Raw genomic sequence first — 24,456 nt, 5'->3', positions numbered from 1 at the left:
CACCCGTCCGCTCCCTGTCCTTCACTTCCGCTGATTCGACACCACCCGGCATAGCCCCGCCCTGCTTTCCCAACTCGGCTTCTTGCATTCGCATGTGTGGTTTCCTCGTCGGCGGCGCGCGGCGGAAATCGGAGAGATCCGCCGCGCGCCGCTTGTTCCCGTTCGTAAAAGTTGTCCCGTAATCCCCGGTGGGGTCGTCGCGAGCCCGCCTGGGATTACGGGACGGTCCTTGGGCGCCGGTGAATGCCTCAGGCACTCGGGCCGGCCCGGACGGCACCCGTACAACGTCACCGGGACGTCATGGATACGTGGCACGAACAGGAATGACACTTATGACGTTTCGAGCCGCGAGGGCTCTCCCGTCCATGGGGTTCTTTCCGGTGCGCTGTTCAGCTGTTGTAGCTGATGTGTGAGAGGGACGGACCGCGGTATTCCTCGGCCTGGCCGTAGCCGTATGTCCGGCCGTAACCGGGGCGCTGGCCGTAGTGGGGCTTCTTGCCGTAGCCGGGCTTGTGGCCGTAGTGGGGCTTCTTGCCGTACCCCTGGTGCTCGCCGTAGCCGGGCTTCGAGCCGTAGCCGGGCTTCGAGCCGTAGCCCTGGTGGTGGCCGTAGCCGGGCTTGTGCGGCTTGGCGGGCTTGTGGTGGTGGTGCTTGCCGGGCTTGTGATGGCCGCCGCTGCCGCCGGTGGACGTGGTGGCGCCGGTGGTGCCCGCGACGACTCCGCCGGCGAGGTTGCCGGCCGTGCCGCCGGTCGTGAGACCGCCGAGCAGACCGCCCAGGAGGCCGCCGCTGGTGGTGCCGCCCGTGGTCACACCGGCCGTGGTCCCGGTGGTGGTGGCACCGGTGGTGACGCCGGTGGTGGTTCCGGTGGTGGTCGCACCGGTGGTGGTCCCGGTGGTGGTCGCACCGGTCGTGACGCCGGTGGTGGTGCCGGTGGTGGTACCCGTGGTGGTGCCGGTGGTCGTGCCCGTGGTGGTTCCGGTGGTGGTTCCGGTGGTCGTGCCCGTGGTGGTTCCGGTGGTGGTGCCCGTGGTCGTTCCGGTGGTGGTGCCGGTGGTGGTGCCCGTGGTGGTGCCGGTGGTGGTGGAGGAACACGTCGGGCGGGTGATCCTGTTGGTGTCCAGCGTCACCGAGCCATTGCGGGCCAGCGCCCGGCCGTCGATGCTCGCCCCCGTGGTGACGGTGATCGAGGTCAGCGCCAGGATGTTGCCCACGAAGACGGAGGCGGTGCCCAGCGTGGCCGAACTCCCGACCTCCCAGAACACATTGCACGGCGAGGCGCCGTTGACCAGGAGCACCTGGCTGGCGGAGGCCGTCGTCAGAGCCGAACCGACCTGGAACACCCAGACGGCGTTGGGGTCACCCCCGGCGTCCAGGGTGAGGGTGCCGGTGAGTCCCAGCGTCGACGCGGCGGTGTAGACGCCCGGGACGAGCGTCAGCCCGCCCGCGTCCGGCGGGAGGGCGGCGTCGGTGGCCTGTCCCGCGGCGTTGTTGAACGCCGTGGTGAGGTCGGTCTGCGCCTGGAGAGCCACCGCGTCCGCGGAATGCTGGACGCCGTTCACCAGACCCGGAGGGAATCCGGTGATCGCGGTTCCGGGACTCACACCGAGATCTCCGGTGATCACGGAGGGACCGGTATTGGTGACGGACTGACCGGCCAGCACCGCGAAACTGTCCGCCGTACCCAGAGGAACAGGTGTGGCGATGGCATTCGCTCGTGTCGACGTCGCGGCGACCACGGTGGCGGCGAGCAGCACGGTGAGTGCGGTCCCCATCCAGGTCGACATGGTGCTCCGTAGCGTGACGACAGGGGTGTCAAGTGTCATCGAAAGGCCAACTCCTGTGGTAGACGGGGGTTTATCGGGCAGTTCCCGGGGGGCTGAGGATCGTCAATTTCTGTCGTTTGCATATAACGCTGTCGGGTGCTTCGCGATGCGGCGCATACGAGTGATTCGCCGAAATCGCCATTCGCATTCAGGTGAAAGAATCCCGCATAGCAGCGGACTTATTGACGGGCCGTCATGCCGCGCCGGGGCAGTGCGGTGGATCATTACGGGATCCGGGGAAAGCCGACCGCGGCCGGCCCCGCGGGCGTGGTGACAGAGCCGGTCCGCCGGGCGCGGGCACCGGTCCCGGGGGTTCCCGGGCAGCCCGTGGGCAGGCACTCTGAGGAGGACGGCACCCACGGTGGACCCGAGGCGGTGACAGGCACATGGCGGCGGGCAGGGGCTCGTACGACCGGCGGTTCGACTCCGGGCGCGTCTGCCTGGATCTGATGGCCACGGGAGAGCGGGCCGGCAGAGGTGCGGAACCACTCGACGGCGCCGCGCCCCTCGGCCGGTGGCTGGTCGGAGCGGGACTCGTGCCGGAAGGGACCGCGCTCGCCGGGATCGACGCCCGCTGGGTGCGCTCGTTCGCCGAACTGCGCGAGGGCGTCGGGCAGCTCGTACGCGCCGAGATCGACGGCCGGGACGCGTCCGCCGCGCTGGCGCGGGTCAACGAGCTGGCCGCCGGGGCGCCGCCGGGGATCAGGGCCGTACGCGGCGAGGGCGGCGCACTCGTACGCGCGCTGAGCACCGAGCCCGGCTGCGACGCCCTGCTGGCGGCCGTGGCCAGGGACGCGGTGGATCTGCTCACCGACCCGGCCGCGCGGGCCCGGCTGCGGCAGTGCGAGGGAGAGACCTGCCGCCGGGTGTATCTGGACACGTCGCGGGGACGGCGCCGCCGCTGGTGCTCCAGCGACGTGTGCGGCAACCGCGAGCGGGTCGCCAGACACCGCCGCCGCGCGGCCCTGGCCCGCGCCTGAGGCAGGCCGCCCGAGCCAGGACCGGGAGGACCCCGGCCGAGCCCGGCGCCCGGGACCGGCGGGGCTCCGGCCCCGGGGGCGGCACCCCGCGACGCGCCCGGTATGGTCCGGTCCTGGCACGCCGTCTCCCGCCCGGGATCCGCCCGTGGCGTCTCCCGCCGCAAAAGATCTTGAAAGTTTTCCGCCGCCCCGTTGAGTGCCCGTGGGCGGTCTTCCGTAGTGATGGGGGACAAGCAGTCATGAAGGTCTCGACCGGGAGGTTCAGGTGCGCAAGGATGCGGCGGTGGCCGATGACCGTCCTCACCGGGCCCGACACCGGAGCGAGGGACCGCGCGGCAATCTCTCCGCACCTGACGAAGAGCTGATGCGAGGCCTTTACCGGGAACACGCCGGACCGCTGCTCGCCTATGTACTGCGTCTCGTCGCGGGCGACCGCCAGCGGGCCGAGGACGTGGTGCAGGAGACGCTCATCCGTGCCTGGAAGAACGCCGGTCAGCTCAACCAGGCGACCGGCTCTGTCCGACCCTGGCTGGTGACGGTCGCCCGGCGTATCGTCATCGACGGTCACCGCAGCCGGCAGGCCCGGCCGCAGGAGGTCGACCCGTCGCCGCTGGAGGTCATGCCCGCGGAGGACGAGATCGACAAGGCGTTGTGGCTTATGACGCTCTCAGATGCGCTCGATGACTTGACCCCTGCCCACAGGGAAGCGCTCGTAGAGACGTATTTCAAAGGACGCACGGTCAATGAGGCGGCCGAGGAACTCGGCATACCCAGCGGCACCGTGCGTTCACGGGTGTTCTACGCACTGCGTTCCATGAAGCTCGCGCTGGAGGAGAGGGGGGTCTCGGCATGACCACGCACGAGCAGTACGGACTGGGCGACGAAAGTACGGTGCATGACGCCGTCGGCGCGTATGTCCTCGGCATTCTCGACGATGCCGAAGCCACCGCCTTCGAGGCGCATCTCGCCGGCTGCCGGCTCTGCGCCTTCCATCTGGAGGAATTCTCCGGGATGGAGCCGATGCTCGCCCTGCTGGCGGACAGCCCGGGCGGCCGGGGCTCCGGTGATCCGGGCCCGCTCGACCATGTCCTTCCCTTCGCCGCTCCGGCGCCGCCGCCCGCGGTCTCCGTACAGCCCGGCCCGCAGCTCCTCGACCGGCTGGTGGACGAGGTCGCGGCCAAGCGCGCCAAGCGCAGGCGCCGGGGGATGTATCTCGTCGCGGCCGCCGCGGCGCTGATCGTCGGCGGACCGGTGGCGACCGTCGTCGCCACCTCGGGCGACGACGGCGGGGGCCGTCAGTCGGTGGCCGCCGACCCGCACCCCACCAGCCCGGCCGAGGACGCCTTCTTCAACCACATGACGGACAAGGTCCGGGCCACCGACGCCACCACCAAGGTCACCGCGACCGTGGGGATGGAACCGAAGGGCTGGGGCACGCACACCGTCCTGGAGCTGAAGAACGTCAAGGGCCCGCTCAAGTGCAGCCTGATCGCCGTCTCCAAGACGGGCGAGGAGGAGGTCGTCACCTCCTGGGCGGTACCGGCCTGGGGGTACGGCATCGCCGACAGCGCCCACGAGTCCGCCAGGAAGCCGCTCTATGTGCACGGAGGTACGGCCATGGGGAGCAAGGACATCGATCACTTCGAGGTGCGTACGTTCGACGGCGAGCGACTGGTCGAGGTTCGCGCCTGACATACCCGTCCCCTTCGCGTACGGTTGACGGCTGCCCGACGCACGTCATGAAGGGGGCCTCGGTGGCCGCGCAGGATGCCGCTGTTGAAACCGCTGGACCCGCCGTCGATCCCGTACGCGACACGGAGCCCGACTCCGTACGCGCCCGTGAGATCGGCGTCGAACAGGAACATCTGGACCAGGTGTACCGCCGCCTCGAGGAGAAGATCCACGAGGCGGAGTTCCTGATGAACGACGCCGCCAAACGGGGGCAGGTCGGCACGCCCGGTGCCCTCGCGGAGCGGGACGCCCAGGTCTTCCGGGCCGGGATCCACCTCAACCGGCTGAACAACGAGTTCGAGGACTTCCTCTTCGGGCGGATCGATCTGCTGCCAGGCAAGGACGGCAAGAAGGGCCCGGACGGCGCCTACACCTCGGTCGAACCGGCCGACGACGCCATCAGGACCGACGGCACGGCCGATATCGCGGAGACGCTGCACATCGGCCGGATCGGGGTCCTGGACTCCGACTACTCGCCGCTGGTCATCGACTGGCGCGCGCCCGCCGCCGCGCCGTTCTACCGCGCCACGCCCGTCGACCCCGGCCGGGTCGTACGCCGCCGGGTCATCCGGTCCAAGGGCCGCAGGGTCCTCGGGGTCGAGGACGACCTGATGCGCCCGGAGCTGACCGCGTCCCTGGACGGCGCCGCGCTGGCCGTCGTCGGTGACGGCGCGCTGATGGCCGCGCTCGGCCAGGCCCGCAGTCACACCATGAGGGACATCGTTTCTTCGATCCAGGCGGAACAGGATCTGGTGATCCGGGCGCCCGCCGCCTCCGTCACCGAGGTCGCGGGCGGGCCGGGCACGGGCAAGACCGCGGTCGCGCTGCACCGGGCCGCCTATCTGCTCTACCAGGACCGGCGGCGGTACGCGGGCGGGATCCTGGTCGTCTCGCCGACACCGCTGCTCGTCGCGTACACCGAGGGCGTGCTGCCCTCGCTGGGCGAGGAGGGGCAGGTCGCGATCCGCGCCGTGGGCTCGCTGGTGGACGGCGCGGAGGCCACCGCGTACGACGAACCGGCCGTGGCCCGCGTCAAGGGCTCCGCGCGGATGCTGAAGGTGCTGCGCAAGGCGTCCAGGGGCGCGCTGGAACTCTCCCCGGCGGCCCCGGCTCGGCGCGGCGCTCCCGGCGCCGCCGACGCCCGGACGGGGCAGCTCGCCTTCGGCGACGACCAGCCCGGCGACTCCTACGGCCTCGACGACCCCGATGAGCCCGGCGGGCCCGCGGTGGCCGTACCGACCGACCGGCTCCGGGTCGTCGCCTTCGGCCGCAGGCTGGAGCTGGAGGCCGATGAGCTGGACCGCATCAGGCAGTCCGTCCTCGGCGGCACCGCGCCCGTCAATCTGCTGCGCCCGAGGGCCCGCAGACTGCTGCTGGACGCGCTCTGGTCGAAGTCCGGCGCCGCCGCGCGGGCCGGTGAGTACGTGTCGAAGGGCGACGCCGAGCTGGCCGCTGAGCTGCGTGGCGGCTTCGACGACGACATCACGTCCGAGGACAGCTTCCAGGCGTTCCTGGACGCCTGGTGGCCCGAGCTGACCCCGCGCGGCGTGCTCGCCGCGATGGCCGACGAACGGCGCCTGGGCCGCTGGGCCCGCCGTGTCCTCAATCAGGGCGAGACCCGGCGGCTGGCGCGCTCGCTCAGGCGGCTGGGCCCCGAGGGCAAAGGCCCGCTCTCGGTGCACGACGTGGCGCTCCTCGACGAGTTGGAGACGCTGCTCGGGTCGCCGCCGCGCCCGCGGAAGCGGCGGGAGTTCGATCCGCTGGACCAGCTCACCGGTCTGGAGGAGCTGATGCCGGGCCGCGAGGAGTCACAGCGCGAGCGGGCCGAACGGCTGGCGGCGGAGCGCACCGAGTACGCGCATGTCATCGTCGACGAGGCGCAGGATCTGACGCCCATGCAGTGGCGGATGGTCGGCCGTCGCGGCCGGCACGCCACCTGGACGGTCGTCGGGGACGCGGCGCAGTCGTCCTGGTCGGACCCGGACGAGGCGGCCGAGGCCCGCGACGAGGCGCTCGGCGCCCGGCCCCGCCGCCGTTTCACGCTGACCGTGAACTACCGCAACCCGGCGGAGATCGCCGAACTGGCGGCGAAGGTGCTGGCCCTGGCCATGCCCGGCATGGAGTCCCCGGCCGCCGTGCGCTCCACCGGCGTCAGGCCGCGCTTCGGCGTCGTACGGGACGGTGATCTCGCCGGGGCCGTCCGGGCGGAGGCACGGCGCCTGCTGGAGCGCGTCGACGGCACGGTCGGTGTCGTCGTCGCCATGAACCGCCGTGAGCAGGCGGCGCGCTGGCTCGCCGGGCTGGGCGAACGGGTGGTGGCGCTGGGCAGCCTGGAGGCCAAGGGCCTGGAGTACGACGCGACGGTCGTGGTCTCCCCGGCGGAGATCGCCGACGAGTCCCCGGCCGGGTTGCGTGTGCTGTACGTGGCGCTCACCCGGGCGACGCAGCAGCTCACGGTGGTCTCGACGGCCCGGGACGAGCCCGACGCGGAAGGAGTGCCGGACCTGCTGCGGGATTGATTCCGGGTCAACTCGCCATGAGGGAATCGCTTGCCGGAGTGGTTTGTTAGCCTGGTGTCGGCACCGGCTCGATCCAAGCCCCCGGGCCCAACCTTAGTCGCTTCGAGCGACCACTTGCCGCGAGGCGAGCATGGCGGGTCGGTGCCGCTTTCGTACAGCGAGGCAGGTCCCCACCGGAGTTCCGGTGGGGACCTGCCTCCGTCCGTATGGCCGGTATGCCCGGCCCCGGCCGCCGTCGGCCTCTCCCGCATGGCGGAAAACACTTTCCCGGGGCGGGGCCCCTTACCTTCTACCCACCGGTAGGTGCGACCATCGGATTGCGCCGCCGGGGCATGTGCCGGGCGGCGTGGCAATGAGGCTAGGGAAAGAAGAGGAACACGGTCATGGCAACGGCGCCGAGCGTCTCGTATTCGATGACGGTCAGACTGGAGGTGCCCGCGAGCGGGACCGCGGTCTCCCAGCTCACCACGGCCGTCGAGTCCTCCGGCGGCTCCGTCACCGGCCTCGACGTGACCGCCTCCGGCCACGAGAAGCTGCGGATCGACGTCACGATCGCCGCGACCTCCACCGGGCACGCGGACGAGATCGTCGAGCAGTTGCGCGGGATCGAGGGCGTCACCCTCGGCAAGGTCTCCGACCGTACGTTCCTGATGCACCTCGGCGGCAAGATCGAGATGCAGTCCAAGCACCCCATCCGCAACCGTGACGATCTCTCGATGATCTACACGCCGGGTGTGGCCAGGGTCTGCATGGCCATCGCGGAGAACCCCGAGGACGCCCGCAGGCTGACCATCAAGCGCAACTCCGTCGCGGTCGTGACGGACGGCTCCGCCGTGCTGGGCCTCGGCAATATCGGCCCCAAGGCGGCGCTGCCGGTGATGGAGGGCAAGGCGGCCCTGTTCAAGCGGTTCGCCGGGATCGACGCCTGGCCGCTCTGCCTGGACACCCAGGACACCGACGCCATCGTCGAGATCGTCAAGGCGATCGCGCCCGGCTTCGCGGGCATCAACCTGGAGGACATCTCCGCGCCCCGCTGCTTCGAGATCGAGGCGCGGCTGCGTGAGGCCCTGGACATCCCGGTCTTCCACGACGACCAGCACGGCACCGCGATCGTGGTGCTGGCGGCCCTGACCAACGCGCTGCGCGTGGTGGGCAAGGCCATCGGCGACGTGCGCATCGTGATGTCCGGCGCGGGCGCCGCCGGTACGGCCATCCTCAAGCTGCTGATCGCGGCGGGCGTGAAGCACGCCGTCGTCGCCGACATCCACGGTGTGGTGCACGCGGGCCGCGCGGACCTGGTGGAGGCCACCTCCGAGTCGCCGCTCCGCTGGATCGCCGACAACACCAACCCGGAGGGTGTCACGGGCACGCTGAAGGAGGCCGTGGTCGACGCGGACGTCTTCATCGGTGTCTCGGCCCCGAACGTGCTGGACGGCCGGGACGTCGCCGCGATGGCCGACGGAGCGATCGTCTTCGCGCTCGCGAACCCGGACCCCGAGGTCGACCCGGCGATCGCCCGGGAGACCGCCGCGGTCGTGGCCACCGGCCGCTCCGACTTCCCCAACCAGATCAATAATGTGCTGGTCTTTCCCGGCGTTTTCCGCGGTCTGCTGGACGCCCAGTCCCGTACGGTCAACACTGAGATGATGCTGGCCGCGGCGACAGCCCTCGCGGACGTGGTCACCGAGGACGAGCTGAACCCGAACTACATCGTCCCTTCGGTCTTCAACGACAAGGTCGCCGGCGCGGTGGCAGGCGCGGTGCGCAACGCCGCCAAGGCGGCGGGCGCGACTGTGACAGCGGTTACGTCCGCTTGACGCCCGGCGCGTCGCGATTCGCCGGGCCCCGCGGGCCCATCTAGGGTGGCGGACCATGAGCCCGCCGCTCCAGGGAGGTTTTCAGGGCCTCCGGCGGGTTCACGGGCTTCAACGACTCCAGGGGCACCGAGGCTCCAGGGAGTCTTCACAGGGTCGACGGAACGTCACGACGGTGAGGCACTGGCGCTTTTCGTGTGACTCCGGAGAGTGCCGGATTGGCTTTCCCGCCGCTGGTGGGGGCAGGATGCGTATTCGGGCGCGAGGGTCTGTCAGCAGACCCGGGTCCGGGGACTGTCCGAGGGCCCTGGCAGCATCGGCTTCGATCTCACGCCTTACAGGCAAGAAGAACACGGGAGTAACAACATGAACCGCAGTGAGCTGGTGGCCGCCCTGGCCGACCGTGCCGAGGTGACCCGCAAGGACGCCGACGCCGTGCTGGCCGCTCTCGCCGAGACGGTAGGCGAGGTCGTCGCCAAGGGCGACGAGAAGGTCACCATCCCCGGCTTCCTGACCTTCGAGCGCACCCACCGTGCCGCTCGGACCGCTCGTAACCCGCAGACCGGCGACCCGATCCAGATCCCGGCCGGTTACAGCGTGAAGGTCTCCGCGGGCTCCAAGCTCAAGGAAGCCGCCAAGGGCAAGTAACACCCATAGGCAACGCGCAGGGGCGGCCACCCGGACAGGGTGGCCGCCCCTGCGTGCTCAGGGCCCGGCCGGGCGGCTGGGGGCCGTCCCGGAACGCTGATGGCCCCACTCCGGAGAGCGGGGCCATCGGACTTACGGGACGACCCGGCGCCGGCGCTGTCAGACGAGCGCGCCGCCCGGCAGCTCGACCTTCGCGCCCAGCTCGGTGAGCTTGTCCATGAAGTTCTCATAGCCGCGGTTGATCAGGTCGATGCCATGGACGCGGGACGTGCCCTGCGCCGCCAGCGCCGCGATCAGATACGAGAAGCCGCCGCGCAGATCGGGGATGACCAGATCCGCGCCCTGGAGCTTCGTCGGGCCGGACACGACCGCGGAGTGCAGGAAGTTCCGCTGGCCGAAGCGGCAGTCCGAGCCGCCCAGGCACTCCCGGTAGAGCTGGATGTGCGCGCCCATCTGGTTCAGCGCGGAGGTGAATCCGAGCCGTGACTCGTACACCGTCTCGTGGACGATGGACAGGCCCGAGGCCTGCGTCAGGGCCACCACCAGCGGCTGCTGCCAGTCGGTCTGGAAACCGGGGTGCACGTCCGTCTCCAGCGCGATGGCGTTGAGCGAGCCGCCCGGGTGCCAGAAGCGGATGCCCTCGTCGTCGATCTCGAAGGCGCCGCCCACCTTGCGGTAGGTGTTGAGGAAGGTCATCATCGACCGCTGCTGCGCGCCGCGGACATAGATGTTGCCCTCGGTCGCGAGCGCCGCCGACGCCCAGGAGGCGGCCTCCAGCCGGTCCGGGATCGCCCGGTGCGTATAGCCGTCGAGCTGGTCGACACCGGTGATCCGGATCGTCCGGTCGGTGTCCATGGAGATGATCGCGCCCATCTTCTGCAGGACGCAGATGAGGTCCTCGATCTCCGGCTCCACCGCGGCGTTCGACAGCTCGGTGACGCCCTCGGCCAGCACGGCCGTCAGCAGCACCTGCTCCGTCGAACCGACCGACGGGTACGGCAGCCGGATCTTGGTGCCGCGCAGCCGCTGCGGAGCCTCCAGATACTGGCCGTCGGCCCGCTTCTCGATCGTCGCGCCGAACTGGCGCAGCACGTCGAAGTGGAAGTCGATCGGCCGGCCGCCGATGTCACAGCCGCCCAGACCAGGGATGAAGGCGTGGCCGAGGCGGTGCAGCAGCGGTCCGCAGAAGAGGATCGGGATGCGCGACGAGCCCGCGTGGGCGTCGATGTCGGCGACGTTGGCACTCTCGACATGCGTCGGGTCGAGGATCAGCTCGCCCGGCTCGTCGCCGGGGCGGACGGTCACTCCGTGAAGCTGGAGGAGCCCGCGTACGACGCGCACATCGCGGATGTCCGGCACATTGCGCAGCCGGCTGGGGCCACTGCCGAGCAGCGCGGCGACCATGGCCTTCGGCACCAGGTTCTTCGCGCCGCGGACGCGGATCTCGCCTTCCAGCGGGGTCCCACCGTGGACAAGCATTACATCGTCTGTGCCGGTCATGAATCTCGCGTTCCGGAGTGGGCGGGAAGGTGGCCAAGGAAAAGGGTAAGGGGCGAGGACCCCTGTCCCATAAGGGCTGGGCAGCCTTCGGCGGCCAAGGAAACCGGCCTGACACGGGCTGTTCCCGGGTGCTCGCGGAGGGTCACCGGCCGGGGTTCCCGGCGACCGCGCGCCGGCGCCGCCGCCGTACGCTCTGAGCTGCGCGCACGGGCACTGTGCCGGGTGCGCCCCGCGGCGAGCGAATATGCGAGATCATGTCTCGCATGACCGAGGTGTCCTCGCTCACAGGGCGGCTGCTTGTCGCCACACCAGCCCTCACCGACCCCAATTTCCACCGCGCGGTGGTCCTCCTGCTCGATCACGACGAGGAGGGTTCCCTCGGTGTGGTCCTCAACAGGCCGACCCCGGTGGGTGTCGGCGACATCCTGGAGTCATGGGGCGAGCTCGCGGGTGAGCCCGGTGTGGTCTTCCAGGGTGGTCCCGTCTCGCTCGACTCGGCGCTCGGCCTCGCCGTCATCCCGGGCGGCGACGGCCCGCTCGGCTGGCGCAGGGTGCACGGCGCGATAGGGCTCGTCGATCTGGAGATGCCTCCCGAGCTGCTGGCGCGGGCGCTCGGCTCGCTGCGGATCTTCGCCGGTTACGCGGGCTGGGGCCCGGGGCAACTGGAGGACGAGCTGAGCGAGGGGGCCTGGTACGTGGTCGAGTCGGAGCCCGGCGACGTGTCGTGTCCGCGGCCGGAGAGCCTGTGGCGGTCGGTGCTGCGGCGCCAGCGCGGCGAGCTGGCCATGATCGCCACATATCCCGACGACCCGTCGCTCAACTGACCGTTCGGCCGATCGCGGGGCGGATCGTTCAACTGACCTGCCGGCTGTCCCTCCGGCCCGGCCCGCCCCGGCCGTTCGCGGCGTGTCGGAGCGATGCGTGAGCGTACGGCTCCGGAGTGCATGGACCCGGGGACCCCGTGTGGGCGCGCGCGTGGGTACCCTTGGCGCTTATGAGCACTCTTGAGCCCGAGCGCGGGGCAGGTACGGGCACCCTCGTGGAGCCGACACCACAGGTGTCGAACGGCGACGGTGACCACGAGCGCTTCGCCCACTACGTCCAGAAGGACAAGATCATGGCGAGTGCCCTCGACGGCACTCCCGTGGTGGCACTCTGCGGGAAGGTCTGGGTACCGGGGCGCGACCCCAAGAAGTATCCGGTCTGCCCGATGTGCAAGGAGATCTACGAGTCCATGGGCCCCGGCGGGGACAAGGACAAGGGCAAGGGCGGCAAGGACAAGAGCGAGAAGTAATCGGCTGGTCCTCCGTGGCCGACGGCCCCCGGGGCGCGCGTGTGCGCGCCCCGGGGGCCGTTCGCGTTGCACAGGGTGCTTCTCGGGGGCTCCTGCGGTCACAGAGTGGTTGAGACCACTTGTCGACGTGTTCCGGACACGCTTAATCTCCTGCGAGTTGTGCAGCACGGAACGCCCGTTGCGTATGTTGCAACGCCGACCTGTAGGGATCCCGGATGAAGCTTTCAGCCCGAATTGCGGCTCCGGCCGCGGCACTTGTGCTCGCCGGCCTCACCGCCACCGCCTGCGCCCCGCAGACCTCCGACAACAGCGCGTCGAAGGACGAGAAGAGCGGCACATTGCGCGTATGGCTCTTCCAGGAAGTCAACAACAAGCCCAAGGAGCAGGTCGTCGACGCCGCCGTCGCCGCCTTCCGGGAGCAGCACGACGGCGCGAAGGTCGAGATCGAGTACATCCCCGTCGAGACCCGCGCCCAGCGCATCAAGGCCGCGTTCAACGACCCGAAGAGCGCGCCGGATCTGATCGAGTACGGCAACACGGACACCGCGGGATACGTCAAGGACGGCGGACTCGCCGATGTCACCGCGGAGTTCAACGCCTGGGACGAGGCCAAGGACACCGATCCCACGGCCAGGCAGTCCGTCACCGTGGACGGCAAGGTCTACGGAGCGCCGCTCTTCGTCGGCGTACGGGCGCTGTACTACCGCACCGATGTCTTCGAGGACCTGGGTCTCAAGGCCCCCAAGTCCCAGGCCGAGCTGATCTCCACCGCCAAGAAGATCCACCGGGCGAAGCCGGACCTGTACGGGCTCGCGGTCGGCGGCGCGTACACCTATGGCGCCATGCCGTTCCTCTGGGCGAACGGCGGTGAACTGGCCGAGGAGAGCGGCGGCGCCTACCGGGCCGCCGTCAACAGCCCGGCCGCCCGCAAGGGCATCGAGGCGTACACCTCCCTCTTCGGCGACGACAACTGTCCCGCCGCCAAGTGCGCCTCGATGGGCGGCAACGCCACGGTCACCGCGTTCGCCTCCGGGAAGGCCGCGATGGCGATCGGCGGCGACTTCAGCCACCAGGCCGTCGAGGCCGGCTCGGTGAAGGGCAAGTACGCCGTCGTGCCGCTGCCGGGCGTCGCGGCGGGCTCGATCGCGCCCGCCTTCGCGGGCGGCAACAACATCGGCGTGCTCAAGAGCAGTTCGCACCGCACCCTCGCCGTGGACCTGATGAAGTCGTTCACCGGCAAGGACACCCAGGCCAAACTGTTCGACGCGATGGGCTTCCTGCCCACGTACACGGACGTGCTGGCGGACTCGGCGAAGAAGGAACCGTTCATCGAGCCCTTCGTGAAGACCCTGGGCGCGGGCGCCAAGTTCGTCCCGGCGTCGCCCGGCTGGGCGCAGATCGACTCCTCGCTGATCCTGCCGACGATGTTCCAGGAGATCGTCAGCGGCCGTAAGGACGTCGCCACGGCGTCGGACGACGCGGCGAAGAAGATGGACGCCGCGTTCACGTCCGCGGGCTGAGAGCCATGACGAACAACACCGGAGCCCGGCGGAACGGCGCCGCGCCCGCCTCCGGCCGCCCCGTCCCCCTTCCCGCCCGGCCCGGCGGCGACCGGGCGGCCGGTGCCGGGGCGGCCGGCGGCCCGGAGCGGCCGGGACGCGCCTCCCGCCGCGCTCCCCGGCGGGCCGGACAGGCCGGCTGGACGCCCTGGCTCTATCTCGTGCCCGCCCTGGTCGTCCTCGGCGGACTGCTGGTCTACCCGATCTACCAACTCGGCCTGATCTCCTTCCTGGAGTACACCCAGGCCCAGGTCAGCGGCGGACAGCCGACCACCTTCCAGGGCTTCGGCAACTACGCCACGCTCTTCGGCGACAGCCAGTTCTGGCAGGTGCTCCTCGCGACCGTGCTGTTCGCGGCGGCGTGCGTCGTCGCCACGCTCGCGGTGGGCTGCGCGCTCGCCGTACTGCTGACGCGGATCCGGGCGGTGCCGCGCCTCGCGCTGATGCTCGCCGCGCTCGGGGCCTGGGCCACTCCGGCGATCACCGGCTCCACCGTCTGGGTCTTCCTCTTCGACCCGGACTACGGGCCGGTCAACCGGCTGCTGGGGCTCGGTGACTTCTCCTGGACGTACGGCCGGTACAGCGCCTTCGCACTCGTCCTGTTCGAAGTGGTCTGGTGCTCCTTCCCGTTCGTCATGGTGACCGTCTACGCGGGCATCAAGGCCATTCCGGCCGAGGTGCTGGAAGCGGCCTCGCTCGACGGCGCCTCGCAGTGGCGCGTCTGGCGGTCCGTCACCGCCCCGATGCTCAGGCCGATCCTGGTGGTCGTCACCATTCAGTCCATCATCTGGGACTTCAAGGTCTTCACCCAGATCTATGTGATGACGAACGGCGGCGGAATCGCCGGGCAGAATCTCGTACTCAATGTGTACGCCTATCAGAAAGCCTTCGCGTCCTCGCAGTACAGCCTGGGCTCTGCCATTGGCGTGGTCATGCTGCTGATTCTGCTGGCGGTCACACTCGTCTATCTGCGCCTGCTCCGACGCCGGGGAGAAGAACTGTGAACCTGCTCGGTATTCGCCGTCCCTGGCGGCTGGCCGCCGAGGCATCGGCCCTCGTCATCGCCGTGATCGTCGCCTTCCCGCTGTACTGGATGGTGCTCTCGGCGGTCAAACCGGCGGGCGAGATCCAGTCCACCGATCCGCGTCCCTGGACCCTCTCCCCGTCACTCGACTCCTTCCGCCGGGTCTTCGAACAGCAGGAATTCGGGCGGTACTTCCTCAACAGCCTGCTCGTCGCCGGCACGGTCGTGATCGCCTCCGCGCTCATCGCCTTTCTCGCGGCGACGGCGGTGACCCGCTTCCGTTTCCGCTTCCGTACGACCCTGCTCATCATGTTCCTGGTCGCGCAGATGGTGCCGGTCGAGGCGCTGACCATCCCGCTGTTCTTCCTGATGCGCGACGCGGGACTGCTCAATACGCTCGGCTCGCTCGTCCTGCCACATCTCGCGTTCTCCCTGCCCTTCGCCGTCTGGATGCTGCGGGGATTCGTCAAGGCGGTCCCGGAGGCGCTGGAGGAGGCCGCGTACATCGACGGCGCGAGCCGCACCCGCTTCCTGTGGCAGATCCTCTTTCCCCTGGTCTTTCCCGGGCTGGTCGCGACGAGTGTGTTCTCCTTCATCTCGACCTGGAACGACTTCCTCTTCGCGAAGTCCTTCATCATCAGCGACACCTCCCAGTCGACCCTTCCCATGGCGCTGCTCGTCTTCTTCAAACCGGACGAGAACGACTGGGGCGGAATCATGGCCGCCTCCACCGTGATGACCGTCCCTGTGCTGGTTTTCTTCGTGCTCGTACAGCGGCGCCTGGTCTCCGGACTCGGCGGCGCGGTGAAGGACTGATGGCGATGACCTTTACGGATCTCATTCCGGCTGCCGAGAGCGCCGAGTGGAATTCCGCCGCCCGTTTCACCCTCGACGCCGGGACCCGTATCGACGCGCGGCCCGGCACCGAGCACGTGGCCCGCTGGCTGCGCGGCACCGTCGGCGCGGCCACCGGCCTGCCCCTCGCCGACGGCGACAGCGGCCCGCACCGGATCGTGCTCAGTGTCGGCCCGGACGTCGGGAGGGAACTGGGCGCGGAGGGCTACCGGCTCGCCGTGACCGGCGGCGAGCCGGCCGTGACCATCGAGGGCGGCGGCCCGGCCGGTGTCTTCTGGGGCGCCCAGACGCTGCGTCAACTCCTCGGCCCCGAAGCCTTCCGGCGCGCGCCGCTCTCCCAGGACCGCGACTGGCACCTGCCCATGGGCACGCTCCAGGACCGGCCCCGCTTCGGCTGGCGGGGACTGATGCTCGACGTGGCACGCCATTTCATGCCCAAGGACGGTGTCCTGCGCTATCTGGACCTGCTCGCCGCCCACAAACTGAATGTCTTCCACTTCCATCTCACCGACGACCAGGGCTGGCGCGTCGAGATCAAGCGCCGCCCGAGGCTGACCGACGTCGGATCCTGGCGCGCACGCACCAAATGGGGCCACCGCGCCTCCGCACTGTGGGACGAGAAGCCGCACGGGGGTTACTACACCCAGGACGACATCCGCGAGATCGTCGCGTACGCCGCCGAGCGGCATATCACCGTCGTCCCCGAAATCGATGTCCCCGGCCATTCGCAGGCGGCCATCGCGGCATATCCGGAACTCGGCAACACCGATGTCATCGACACGTCCTCCCTCACCGTCTGGGACACCTGGGGCATCAACCCGAACGTACTCGCCCCCACTGACAACACCCTGCGCTTCTACGAGGACGTCTTCGAGGAACTCCTCGCGCTCTTCCCCTCCCCATTCATCCATGTCGGCGGCGACGAGTGCCTCAAGGACCAATGGCGGGAGTCGCCGACCGCGCAGGCCCTGATCAGGGAGCGCGGACTGGCCGGCGAGGACGGGCTCCAGTCCTGGTTCATCAGGCACTTCGACACCTGGCTCACCGCCCGTGGCCGGCGCCTCATCGGCTGGGACGAGATCCTCGAAGGGGGCCTCGCGCCGGGAGCCGCCGTCTCGTCATGGCGCGGATACGCGGGCGGTGTCGCCGCCGCCAGGGCCGGCCACGACGTCGTCATGTGCCCCGAGCAGCACGTGTACCTGGACCACCGTCAGGCGGCGGGCGAGGACGAGCCGATGCCCATCGGATATGTCCGCACCCTGGAGGACGTCTACCGTTTCGAACCCGTACCCGCGCAGCTCACCGAGGAGGAGGCGGCCCATGTCCTGGGCACCCAGGCCAATGTGTGGACCGAGGTGATGCAGGACAGCTCCCGCGTCGACTACCAGGTCTTCCCCCGGCTGGCCGCCTTCGCCGAGGTCGCCTGGTCGGCCCTGCCGCCGTCCGCCGAACGCGACTTCGCCGGTTTCGAGCGGCGCATGGCTGGGCACTACCGGCGCCTTGACGCCCTCGGCGTGGCGTACCGGCCGCCGGGCGGCCCGTTGCCGTGGCAGCGCCGCCCGGGCCCCGACGGAACCTCCGCCGGTCTCGGACGCCCGATCGAGGGGACGCCCCCGAACGTGTGAGCCCGGCGGGAGGTACGGGCCCTCCGGCAGGGTCCCTGGCACCGTGGTGGCCCGTCCGGACAAGTCGTACGACGACCGCCGAAGGGAGGCATTGCGCCTGTGCCGGTGAAGAGGTGTGAAACCGGACCTTCTTCCTGGTCGGGGACGGATCCGTCCTTCGTGGACCCTCGCGCCGACCGGCCCGGAAGATGTGCCAGAGTTGCCACGTCCGGGCTGTGAGCACGTACGGTACGGCAACACAGGCGGGACAGCCGGGACACCGGAAAGGGGCAGCTGGGTTGACCACGCACGCACCGCAGACGGCGCAGTCCGTGACGCTGCCGGCCTCGCTCGACGAGGCCGTGGCGGCGCTCAGCGCGATGCCCGCCGCCGTCCCCGTCGCGGGCGGAACCGATCTGATGGCAGCCGTCAACAAGGGGCAGCTACGGCCCGCCGGGCTCGTCGGCCTCGGCCGGATCAGCGAGCTGCGCGGCTGGCACTACCAGGACGGCCACGCCCTCCTCGGCGCCGGGCTCACCCATGCGCGCATGGGCAGGCCCGACTTCGCGGCCCTCATCCCCGCGCTCGCCGCGTCCGCGCGCGCGGCCGGGCCGCCACAGATCCGTAACGCCGGCACACTCGGCGGCAACATCGCCACCGCGGCCCCGACCGGCGACACCCTGCCCGTGCTGGCCGCGCTCGAAGCGGACCTGGTCATCGCGGGCCCCGAGGGCGCCCGCCGGGAGATCCCGGTCTCGCACCTGCTGGCCGGGCGGGAGATGCTGGCGCCCGCCGAGCTGATCGGCTTCGTACGCGTGCCCCTGCTGCACGCGCCCCAGGTCTTCGTGAAGGCGACGGGACGGACCGGCCCCGGCCGCGCCACCGCCTCCGTGGCCATCGTGCTCGATCCGGCCCGGCGCGGCGTGCGCTGCGCGGTCGGCGCCATCGCGCCGATGCCGCTGCGCCCGCTGGAAGCCGAACGCTGGATCGCCTCGCTGATCGACTGGGACGGCGCGCGCGGACTCACGGCGGAGGCGCTCGCCGCCTTCGGCGAGTATGTCGCCGCGGCCTGTATCCCGGACCCGGCGCCGCCGGCCGACGGCGGCGAGGCCCCGCCGCTGGCGCCGGCCGTACTGCATCTGCGGCGCACCGTCGCCGCGCTGGCCCGACGGGCACTGGGGAGGGCGCTGTCGTGACCGACGAGAATCCAGGTTCCGGACCCGGGGCGTCCCAGGGGCAGGGCGGATGGCAGCCGATCCCGCAGGGCGGTGAGTACGACGGCGAGTCCACCGCGTTCGTACAACTGCCGCCGGAGGACGCCACGGACGCGCCGCTGGCAGCGCCGGGACACGGCTATGTGCCGCCGCAGATCGTGCCGCTGACACCGGCCGACCCCGCGCCGGGCGATCCGCCGGTGGCGGGCGGCTGGGCCGCGGGGCCCCCCGGACCGGACGGTGCGCACTGGCCGGCCGCCCACCAGGGCCCCGGGCAGCCGGGACCCGGCTACGACCAGGGCGGCTACGACCCCGGGCAGTCGGGCCAGTGGCATTACGGCGAGAGCGGGGAGACCGGCGCGGGGACCGGGCCGGGGCCCGGAGACGCGGGATTCGGCGACGGGAACGGCGGCGCCGGCGGTTCCTCCGAGCTGACCGGCCAGTGGACCATCCCGGTCGCCCAGGGCGACCTGCCGGACGAATCGGGCGAGTACAGCACCTCGATGCTGGCCACCTGGAACAGCGGCGCCCCCGCGCCCTGGGCCACGGAGCCGGAGCCGGTCCCGGAGGAGGCCCCGGCACCGGACGACACCACCGGCCGGGACACCCAGGACACCCTGGACGACCAGGACGCCCAGAGCAGTGCCGGGGCCCCGCTCCCCGGTGACACCTCCGGCGGCTGGGACCCGGAGCCGACGGCCCCCGGACCGGCCGGTGAACCCGGAGTGCCCGGCGAGGCCGACGAGGCCGACGAGGCGAACGAACCGGCCGCCGAGGGCGACGCCGTACCGGAGCCCGGACCCGAACCGGACCCGGAGCCGGAACCCGCGCCGCTCACCAGCAGCAGCGACAGCGCGGAACACCCCTCCGGCTCCTACGTCCTGCGGGTCAACGGCGCAGACCGCCCCGTCACTGACGCCTGGATCGGCGAGTCCCTGCTGTACGTGCTGCGCGAGCGCCTCGGCCTCGCCGGAGCCAAGGACGGCTGCTCACAGGGCGAGTGCGGCGCCTGCAACGTCCAGGTCGACGGGCGGCTCGTCGCCTCCTGCCTGGTGCCCGCGGCCACGGCGGCCGGTTCCGAGGTCCGCACGGTCGAGGGCCTGGCCGCCGACGGTGAGCCCTCGGACGTCCAGCGCGCGCTGGCGAAGTGCGGGGCGGTGCAGTGCGGATTCTGCATCCCCGGCATGGCCATGACCGTCCATGACCTCCTGGAGGGCAATCACGCCCCCAGCGAGCTGGAGACCCGCCAGGCGCTCTGCGGCAACCTCTGCCGCTGCTCCGGCTACCGGGGCGTACTCGACGCGGTGAGCGAAGTCGTCGCCGAACGGAAGGCCAGCGCGGAGGCAGCCGCCGCCGCGTCCGAGGAAGCCCGAATCCCGCACCAGGCACCCCCAGGGGCCGGCAGCGCCCAGCCCCCGCACTCGCCCGACGGAGGCATGGCGTGAGCAACGACGAGGCCACCGGGACTCCCGCGCTCGACGGCCCCCAGCAGGAGCCGCCCGCGCACGGCCTCGGCGCCTCCCTGCCCCCGGCGAACGCGCGCGCCAAGACAGAGGGCACCTTCCCGTACGCCGCCGACCTGTGGGCCGAGGGCCTGCTGTGGGCGGCGATCCTGCGGTCCCCGCACCCGCACGCCCGGATCGTCTCGATCGACACGTCGGCCGCCGCCGCGATGCCGGGCGTCCGGGCCGTCGTCACGCACGAGGACGTCCTGGGTGACACCGCCTACGGCCGCCGTGTCGCCGACCGTCCCGTCTTCGCCTCCGAGGTCGTACGCCATCACGGCGAGGCGATCGCCGCCGTCGCCGCCGACCATCCCGACACGGCCCGGCTCGCCGCCGCGGCCATCGCCGTCGAGTACGAGGTCCTCGACCCGGTCACGGACCCCGAGAAGGCCTTCGCCGCGGAACCGCTGCACCCCGACGGCAATCTGATCCGGCACATCCCGCTGCGCTACGGCGACCCGGAGATCGCGGGGGAGGTGATCGTGGAAGGGCTGTACCGCATCGGCCGCCAGGACCCGGCCCCCATCGGCGCCGAAGCCGGCCTCGCCGTGCCCAGACCCGACGGTGGCGTCGAGATCTACACCGGCTCCACCGACCCCCACACCGACCGCGATCTGGCCGCCGCCTGCTTCGGCCTGGACCCGGAGCGGGTCAAGGTGGTCGTCACCGGAGTCCCCGGCGCCACCGGCGACCGGGAGGACCCGGGCTTCCAGATCCCGCTCGGCCTGCTCGCCCTGCGCACCGGCTGCCCGGTCAAACTGGCCGCGACCCGCGAGGAGTCCTTCCTCGGCCACGCCCACCGGCATCCGACGCTGCTGCGCTACCGCCACCACGCGGACGCCGAGGGCCATCTCGTCAAGGTCGAGGCCCAGATCCTGCTGGACGCGGGCGCCTACGCGGACGACTCGGCCGAGTCCCTCGCGGCGGCGGTCGCCTTCGCCTGCGGCCCGTACGTCGTCCCGCACGCCTTCGTCGAGGGCTGGGCCGTACGCACCAACAACCCGCCCTCCGGCCATGTCCGGGGCGAGGGCGCGATGCAGGTGTGCGCGGCGTACGAGGGCCAGATGGACAAGCTGGCCGCCAGACTCGGCATCGACCCCGCCGAGCTGCGCCTGCGCAACGTCCTCGCGACCGGCGACATCCTGCCGACCAGCCAGACGGTGACCTGCCCGGCGCCGGTGGCCGAACTGCTGCGGTCCGTAAGGGACTTCCCACTGCCCGCACTGCCCAAGGACACCCCCGAGGCGGCCTGGCTGCTGCCCGGCGGACCGGAGGGCGCGGGCGAGCCCGGCGCGGTACGGCGCGGGGTCGGCTACGCCGTGGGCATGGTCCACATGCTCGGTGCCGAGGGCGCGGACGAGGTCTCCACCGCCACCGTCAAGGTCCATGACGGCGTGGCCACGGTCATCTGCGCGGCGGTGGAAACCGGCCAGGGTTTCGCCACCCTCGCCCGCCAGATTGTGCAGGAGACGCTGGGCATAGAGGAGGTCCATGTCGCCTCGGTCGACACCGACCAGCCTCCGGCGGGCCCGGCCGCCCACGGGCGCCACACCTGGGTCTCGGGCGGCGCGGTCGAGCGGGCGGCCAAGATGGTCCGTACCCAGTTGCTCCAGCCGCTGGCCCACAAGTTCGGGATGTCCACCGAACTGCTCCAGATCACCGACGGCAAGATCACCTCGTACGACGGTGTGCTCTCCACCACCGTCACGGAGGCGATGGACGGCAAGGAACTCTGGGCGACGGCCCAGTGCCGGCCCCACCCCACCGAGCCCCTCGACGCGTCGGGACAGGGCGACGCCTTCGTCGGCCTGGCCTTCTGCGCGATCCGCGCCGTCGTCGACGTGGACATCGAACTCGGCTCGGTCCGGGTCGTCGAGATGGCCGTGGCCCAGGACGTCGGCCGGGTCCTCAACCCGGCGCAGCTCGCCACCCGTATCGAAGCGGGGGTCACCCAGGGCATCGGCGCCGCGCTCACGGAGAATCTCCGCACCAGCCACGGCCTGGTCCGTCGCCCCGACCTGACGGGCTACGCCCTGCCGACGTCCCTGGACGCACCGGACATCCGCATTGTCAAACTCGTCGAGGAACGCGACGTGGTGGCGCCCTTCGGCGCCAAGCCGGTGAGCGCGGTCCCGGTGGTCGTGTCCCCGGCGGCGGTGGCCTCAGCGGTGCGTTCGGCCACGGGCCGCCCCGTCAGCCGCCTCCCGATCCGTCCCCAGGCCGCGGTGGCCACGCCCAATTCGTAGTGGCGGGAACCTCGTTGGGGCTGCACGCTTGGGGTGCGCGGTGTCACCGGTGCTGGCTATGGTGATCTGTGCAGTAGTGCGCGCAACGGGGAGGAAGCTGTGGCGGAGGACGACGGGACGGGGCGACCGGTGTATCCGGTCCTGCCCGCCGCGAGTTCGGGGAGCGGCGGCAAGGATCTGGATGTCGACGCGTCAGAACTGATCAAATTCAAAAACAGGGTGGACGGGCTGCTGACCAAGCTCGACAACTCGGCGGCGGCGCCCACCCGGCTGGCCGACGGCGCGGTCCCCGAAGGGGATCTCGGTACGAATTTCAGCGAAGCCACGGTGCTTCACTCGGCCCATGTACGTGTCCATCAGGAGCTGCGGAACCTCTCCAAGGGGCTGGCAGGCCAGATCGAGGCGCTGGGTATCGCCGTCGACGGTTCCCGCAAGGGATACGAGAACATCGACGACGACATCAAGCGGCGTATGCAGCGCATCAGTCATGACGCGCAGCGGGACTGGGAGCGCCGCGCCGCGGAAGACCGCGAGAAGTACGGGGAGCCCACTCCCACGGACGAGCCGCCCACGGACAGCGGGAGTGACGCCTCGCGTGGCGCGTCCTGACACAGGCAGTCGCAGGACCACGGGGAAACGGGGAAGACATGACGGACACGGGTTCGGGCGGAGGATTCTTCTCGCTGCCCATCTTCGGCGCACTGTTCGGGACGACCGACTTCGAGTCGCACACTCATCAGGAAATGCTGGGGATGCTGGCCTCGGCGAATCCGGACACGCTCAAGGACCACGCCGATCAACTGATCGATGCCGCCAAGACGATCAATGACATCGGTGAGGACCTCAAGACCTACATCACGTCGGTGCCCTGGGAGGGCGAGGCGGGCAAGGCCCTTGAGACATGGGGTGAGCAGACCTGGAAGGCCACGCTGAAGCTGGCGGAATACAGCGAGCTCGGCGGTACCTGGATGGGCAACGCCGCGCAGACTCTCCGCGAGGTCAAGGCCAGCCTGCCGAAGATGGACGCGGCCGCGCAGGACAACCTTGAAGCGGCGATGAAGTACCACAACGACCCGGACTCGATGTCGATCGCCCGGGACGCGAGGTCCAAGCTCAATGAGGACCACGCCGAGGCCGTGCAGCAGATGAACAAGCTCGCGCAGTCGTACTCGTTCTCGTCATTCGTGATTGGTGCGGTGGATCCGCCGACGTTTCCGCCGCCGCCTGAGAGCTTCGTGCCGCAGGGGAAGATCTACGACTCCTCGGCCGAATCCTGGTCCAGCGGCGGCAACGGCGGAGGCGGCGCAACCGGAAACGGTTACACCGAGTCCGGGCACCAGCTTTCGAAGGAGACCCGGCACATCCCGTCGGCGGTGACGCAGCCTCAGCCGCAATTGTTGACGCCCAGCCCGGACCGGCCCGTACAGATGGAGATCGACGGTGTGGCCACCTTGCCGCCGACCCAACTGCCGTCGGCCACCACGCCGAACGGTGTTCCGCCGACCGGTCGTCCCGAGGGTACGGTCCTGCCTCCGGTCGGGATGATTCCGCCCGTGACCTCCGGGGGCTCCGGTGCGCCGGTCGCCGGGGGAGCCCGCCCGGCGGGATTCGTACGGCCTCCGTCGCCGTCCGGACAGGGGCTCGCCGGTGGCGGCCCGGCCGGGCGGATGCCCCGAGACAGCGGGATCGTCGGCGGCCGGCCGATCCCGCAGAACTCAGGACGTCCCGCCGGAGGTCTTCCGCGCGGCACGGTCGTGGGCGCGGAAGGCGTCCACGGCCGTCCTCCGATGGGCGGTGCGGCCGGTGGGGGTGCGATGGGCGGCTCCGCGGGTGCTCAGGGCGGTATGGCCGGTGGCCGGCGTCTCGCGGGCGAGACCGGCGGGATGGTGGGCGGCCGGGGCCAGCAGCCCGGAGCCTCCGGTGCCCGTCCCTTCACGCCCGGCGGTTCCGGACTTGTCCGAGGCGGCGCCGGTTCCGGGCAGACCGGGCGTGGCGGCATGATGCCGCCGTCCAGTCAGTCGGCGCGCCGCCGTCGTGAGGACGAGAACGGAGAACGGCCGGACTATCTGACCGAGGACGAAGAGACCTGGCAGCAGGGCAGCCGCCGCATCGTGCCGCCCGTGATCGACTGAGCCCC

At 70.9% G+C, this 24,456-nt stretch carries 19 protein-coding genes; 17 read left to right on the top strand and 2 right to left on the bottom strand.

The genetic code is table 11. The features are described 5' to 3' along the window. Positions 1–389 precede the first annotated feature (389 nt). Positions 390–1,826, bottom strand: coding sequence for an ice-binding family protein (locus ABZ707_RS17430; protein WP_360174815.1), 1,437 nt, complete (start codon positions 1,824–1,826; stop codon positions 390–392). 386 nt (positions 1,827–2,212) lie between these two features. On the opposite strand from ABZ707_RS17430, the gene ABZ707_RS17425 reads away from it, so the two are divergent. The 6 genes from ABZ707_RS17425 (at position 2,213) to ABZ707_RS17400 (ending at position 9,518) form a co-directional block, all read left to right on the top strand. Then, on the top strand, positions 2,213–2,806 hold the full coding sequence (locus ABZ707_RS17425) for a CGNR zinc finger domain-containing protein (RefSeq protein WP_360174812.1): 594 nt from the start codon (positions 2,213–2,215) through the stop codon (positions 2,804–2,806). A 265-nt stretch (positions 2,807–3,071) separates the two neighbouring features. After that, positions 3,072–3,659: a sigma-70 family RNA polymerase sigma factor gene (locus tag ABZ707_RS17420; protein ID WP_360174809.1), complete on the top strand. Its 588-nt coding sequence runs from the start codon at positions 3,072–3,074 to the stop codon at positions 3,657–3,659. Beyond that, entirely contained in the window at positions 3,656–4,498 is an 843-nt protein-coding gene (locus tag ABZ707_RS17415; RefSeq protein ID WP_360174806.1) for a zf-HC2 domain-containing protein, read from the top strand. Before ABZ707_RS17420 ends, ABZ707_RS17415 begins: the two co-directional genes overlap by 4 nt. A gap of 47 nt (positions 4,499–4,545) precedes the next feature. Beyond that, positions 4,546–7,056, top strand: a complete 2,511-nt coding sequence (locus tag ABZ707_RS17410; RefSeq protein ID WP_360174803.1) for a UvrD-helicase domain-containing protein — start codon at positions 4,546–4,548, stop codon at positions 7,054–7,056. A gap of 383 nt (positions 7,057–7,439) precedes the next feature. After that, on the top strand, positions 7,440–8,873 hold the full coding sequence (locus tag ABZ707_RS17405) for an NAD-dependent malic enzyme (protein WP_360174800.1): 1,434 nt from the start codon (positions 7,440–7,442) through the stop codon (positions 8,871–8,873). A 363-nt stretch (positions 8,874–9,236) separates the two neighbouring features. Further along, positions 9,237–9,518: an HU family DNA-binding protein gene (locus ABZ707_RS17400; RefSeq protein WP_004571953.1), complete on the top strand. Its 282-nt coding sequence runs from the start codon at positions 9,237–9,239 to the stop codon at positions 9,516–9,518. Positions 9,519–9,677: 159 nt separating this feature from the next. On the opposite strand, the gene murA is transcribed toward ABZ707_RS17400, so the two are convergent. Further along, positions 9,678–11,018 carry a UDP-N-acetylglucosamine 1-carboxyvinyltransferase gene (murA, locus tag ABZ707_RS17395; protein WP_360174797.1) on the bottom strand — a complete coding sequence of 447 codons (1,341 nt, stop codon included), beginning with the start codon at positions 11,016–11,018 and terminating at the stop codon, positions 9,678–9,680. A gap of 263 nt (positions 11,019–11,281) precedes the next feature. On the opposite strand from murA, the gene ABZ707_RS17390 reads away from it, so the two are divergent. The 11 genes from ABZ707_RS17390 (at position 11,282) to ABZ707_RS17340 (ending at position 24,451) form a co-directional block, all read left to right on the top strand. After that, positions 11,282–11,842 carry a YqgE/AlgH family protein gene (locus ABZ707_RS17390; RefSeq protein WP_360174794.1) on the top strand — a complete coding sequence of 187 codons (561 nt, stop codon included), beginning with the start codon at positions 11,282–11,284 and terminating at the stop codon, positions 11,840–11,842. 170 nt (positions 11,843–12,012) lie between these two features. Continuing rightward, a complete protein-coding gene (locus ABZ707_RS17385) occupies positions 12,013–12,312 on the top strand; it encodes a DUF3039 domain-containing protein (protein WP_360174791.1) in 300 nt (99 codons plus the stop codon). Positions 12,313–12,527: 215 nt separating this feature from the next. Beyond that, positions 12,528–13,832 (top strand): extracellular solute-binding protein, encoded by a 1,305-nt coding sequence (locus tag ABZ707_RS17380; RefSeq protein ID WP_360174788.1) that lies wholly within the window; start codon positions 12,528–12,530, stop codon positions 13,830–13,832. A gap of 5 nt (positions 13,833–13,837) precedes the next feature. Further along, the gene (locus ABZ707_RS17375; protein ID WP_360174785.1) at positions 13,838–14,875 is read left to right on the top strand and encodes a sugar ABC transporter permease; all 1,038 of its coding nucleotides are present in this window, start codon (positions 13,838–13,840) and stop codon (positions 14,873–14,875) included. A gap of 2 nt (positions 14,876–14,877) precedes the next feature. Then, positions 14,878–15,711 carry a carbohydrate ABC transporter permease gene (locus ABZ707_RS17370; RefSeq protein ID WP_360174952.1) on the top strand — a complete coding sequence of 278 codons (834 nt, stop codon included), beginning with the start codon at positions 14,878–14,880 and terminating at the stop codon, positions 15,709–15,711. A 5-nt stretch (positions 15,712–15,716) separates the two neighbouring features. After that, complete coding sequence (locus ABZ707_RS17365; RefSeq protein WP_360174782.1) at positions 15,717–17,375, top strand: beta-N-acetylhexosaminidase; 1,659 nt, start codon at positions 15,717–15,719, stop codon at positions 17,373–17,375. Positions 17,376–17,653: 278 nt separating this feature from the next. Next, entirely contained in the window at positions 17,654–18,550 is an 897-nt protein-coding gene (locus tag ABZ707_RS17360; RefSeq protein WP_360174779.1) for an FAD binding domain-containing protein, read from the top strand. Next, on the top strand, positions 18,547–20,013 hold the full coding sequence (locus tag ABZ707_RS17355; protein ID WP_360174776.1) for a (2Fe-2S)-binding protein: 1,467 nt from the start codon (positions 18,547–18,549) through the stop codon (positions 20,011–20,013). Before ABZ707_RS17360 ends, ABZ707_RS17355 begins: the two co-directional genes overlap by 4 nt. Further along, the gene (locus ABZ707_RS17350; RefSeq protein ID WP_360174773.1) at positions 20,010–22,319 is read left to right on the top strand and encodes a xanthine dehydrogenase family protein molybdopterin-binding subunit; all 2,310 of its coding nucleotides are present in this window, start codon (positions 20,010–20,012) and stop codon (positions 22,317–22,319) included. Before ABZ707_RS17355 ends, ABZ707_RS17350 begins: the two co-directional genes overlap by 4 nt. A gap of 99 nt (positions 22,320–22,418) precedes the next feature. Next, the gene (locus tag ABZ707_RS17345) at positions 22,419–22,928 is read left to right on the top strand and encodes a hypothetical protein (protein WP_360174770.1); all 510 of its coding nucleotides are present in this window, start codon (positions 22,419–22,421) and stop codon (positions 22,926–22,928) included. A gap of 38 nt (positions 22,929–22,966) precedes the next feature. Continuing rightward, entirely contained in the window at positions 22,967–24,451 is a 1,485-nt protein-coding gene (locus tag ABZ707_RS17340; RefSeq protein WP_360174767.1) for a hypothetical protein, read from the top strand. The last annotated feature ends 5 nt before the right edge of the window (positions 24,452–24,456 follow it).

Source organism: Streptomyces sp. NPDC006923, from assembly GCF_040635655.1.
GTDB lineage: Bacteria > Actinomycetota > Actinomycetes > Streptomycetales > Streptomycetaceae > Streptomyces.
The sequence above is the reverse complement of the archived record's forward strand: the minus strand, read 5'-3'. Positions and strand labels throughout refer to the sequence as shown.

What these genes read in the sequence shown, in the direction of transcription:
- ABZ707_RS17410 (WP_360174803.1), top strand. Translation starts at nt 4,546, where the DNA reads ATGAAGGGGGCCTCGGTGGCCGCGCAGGATGCCGCTGTTGAAACCGCT.
- ABZ707_RS17340 (WP_360174767.1), top strand. Translation starts at nt 22,967, where the DNA reads ATGACGGACACGGGTTCGGGCGGAGGATTCTTCTCGCTGCCCATCTTC.
- ABZ707_RS17400 (WP_004571953.1), top strand. Translation starts at nt 9,237, where the DNA reads ATGAACCGCAGTGAGCTGGTGGCCGCCCTGGCCGACCGTGCCGAGGTG.
- ABZ707_RS17415 (WP_360174806.1), top strand. Translation starts at nt 3,656, where the DNA reads ATGACCACGCACGAGCAGTACGGACTGGGCGACGAAAGTACGGTGCAT.
- murA (WP_360174797.1), bottom strand. Translation starts at nt 11,018, where the DNA reads ATGACCGGCACAGACGATGTAATGCTTGTCCACGGTGGGACCCCGCTG.
- ABZ707_RS17365 (WP_360174782.1), top strand. Translation starts at nt 15,717, where the DNA reads ATGACCTTTACGGATCTCATTCCGGCTGCCGAGAGCGCCGAGTGGAAT.
- ABZ707_RS17380 (WP_360174788.1), top strand. Translation starts at nt 12,528, where the DNA reads ATGAAGCTTTCAGCCCGAATTGCGGCTCCGGCCGCGGCACTTGTGCTC.
- ABZ707_RS17375 (WP_360174785.1), top strand. Translation starts at nt 13,838, where the DNA reads ATGACGAACAACACCGGAGCCCGGCGGAACGGCGCCGCGCCCGCCTCC.
- ABZ707_RS17405 (WP_360174800.1), top strand. Translation starts at nt 7,440, where the DNA reads ATGGCAACGGCGCCGAGCGTCTCGTATTCGATGACGGTCAGACTGGAG.
- ABZ707_RS17390 (WP_360174794.1), top strand. Translation starts at nt 11,282, where the DNA reads ATGACCGAGGTGTCCTCGCTCACAGGGCGGCTGCTTGTCGCCACACCA.
- ABZ707_RS17425 (WP_360174812.1), top strand. Translation starts at nt 2,213, where the DNA reads ATGGCGGCGGGCAGGGGCTCGTACGACCGGCGGTTCGACTCCGGGCGC.
- ABZ707_RS17385 (WP_360174791.1), top strand. Translation starts at nt 12,013, where the DNA reads ATGAGCACTCTTGAGCCCGAGCGCGGGGCAGGTACGGGCACCCTCGTG.
- ABZ707_RS17430 (WP_360174815.1), bottom strand. Translation starts at nt 1,826, where the DNA reads ATGACACTTGACACCCCTGTCGTCACGCTACGGAGCACCATGTCGACC.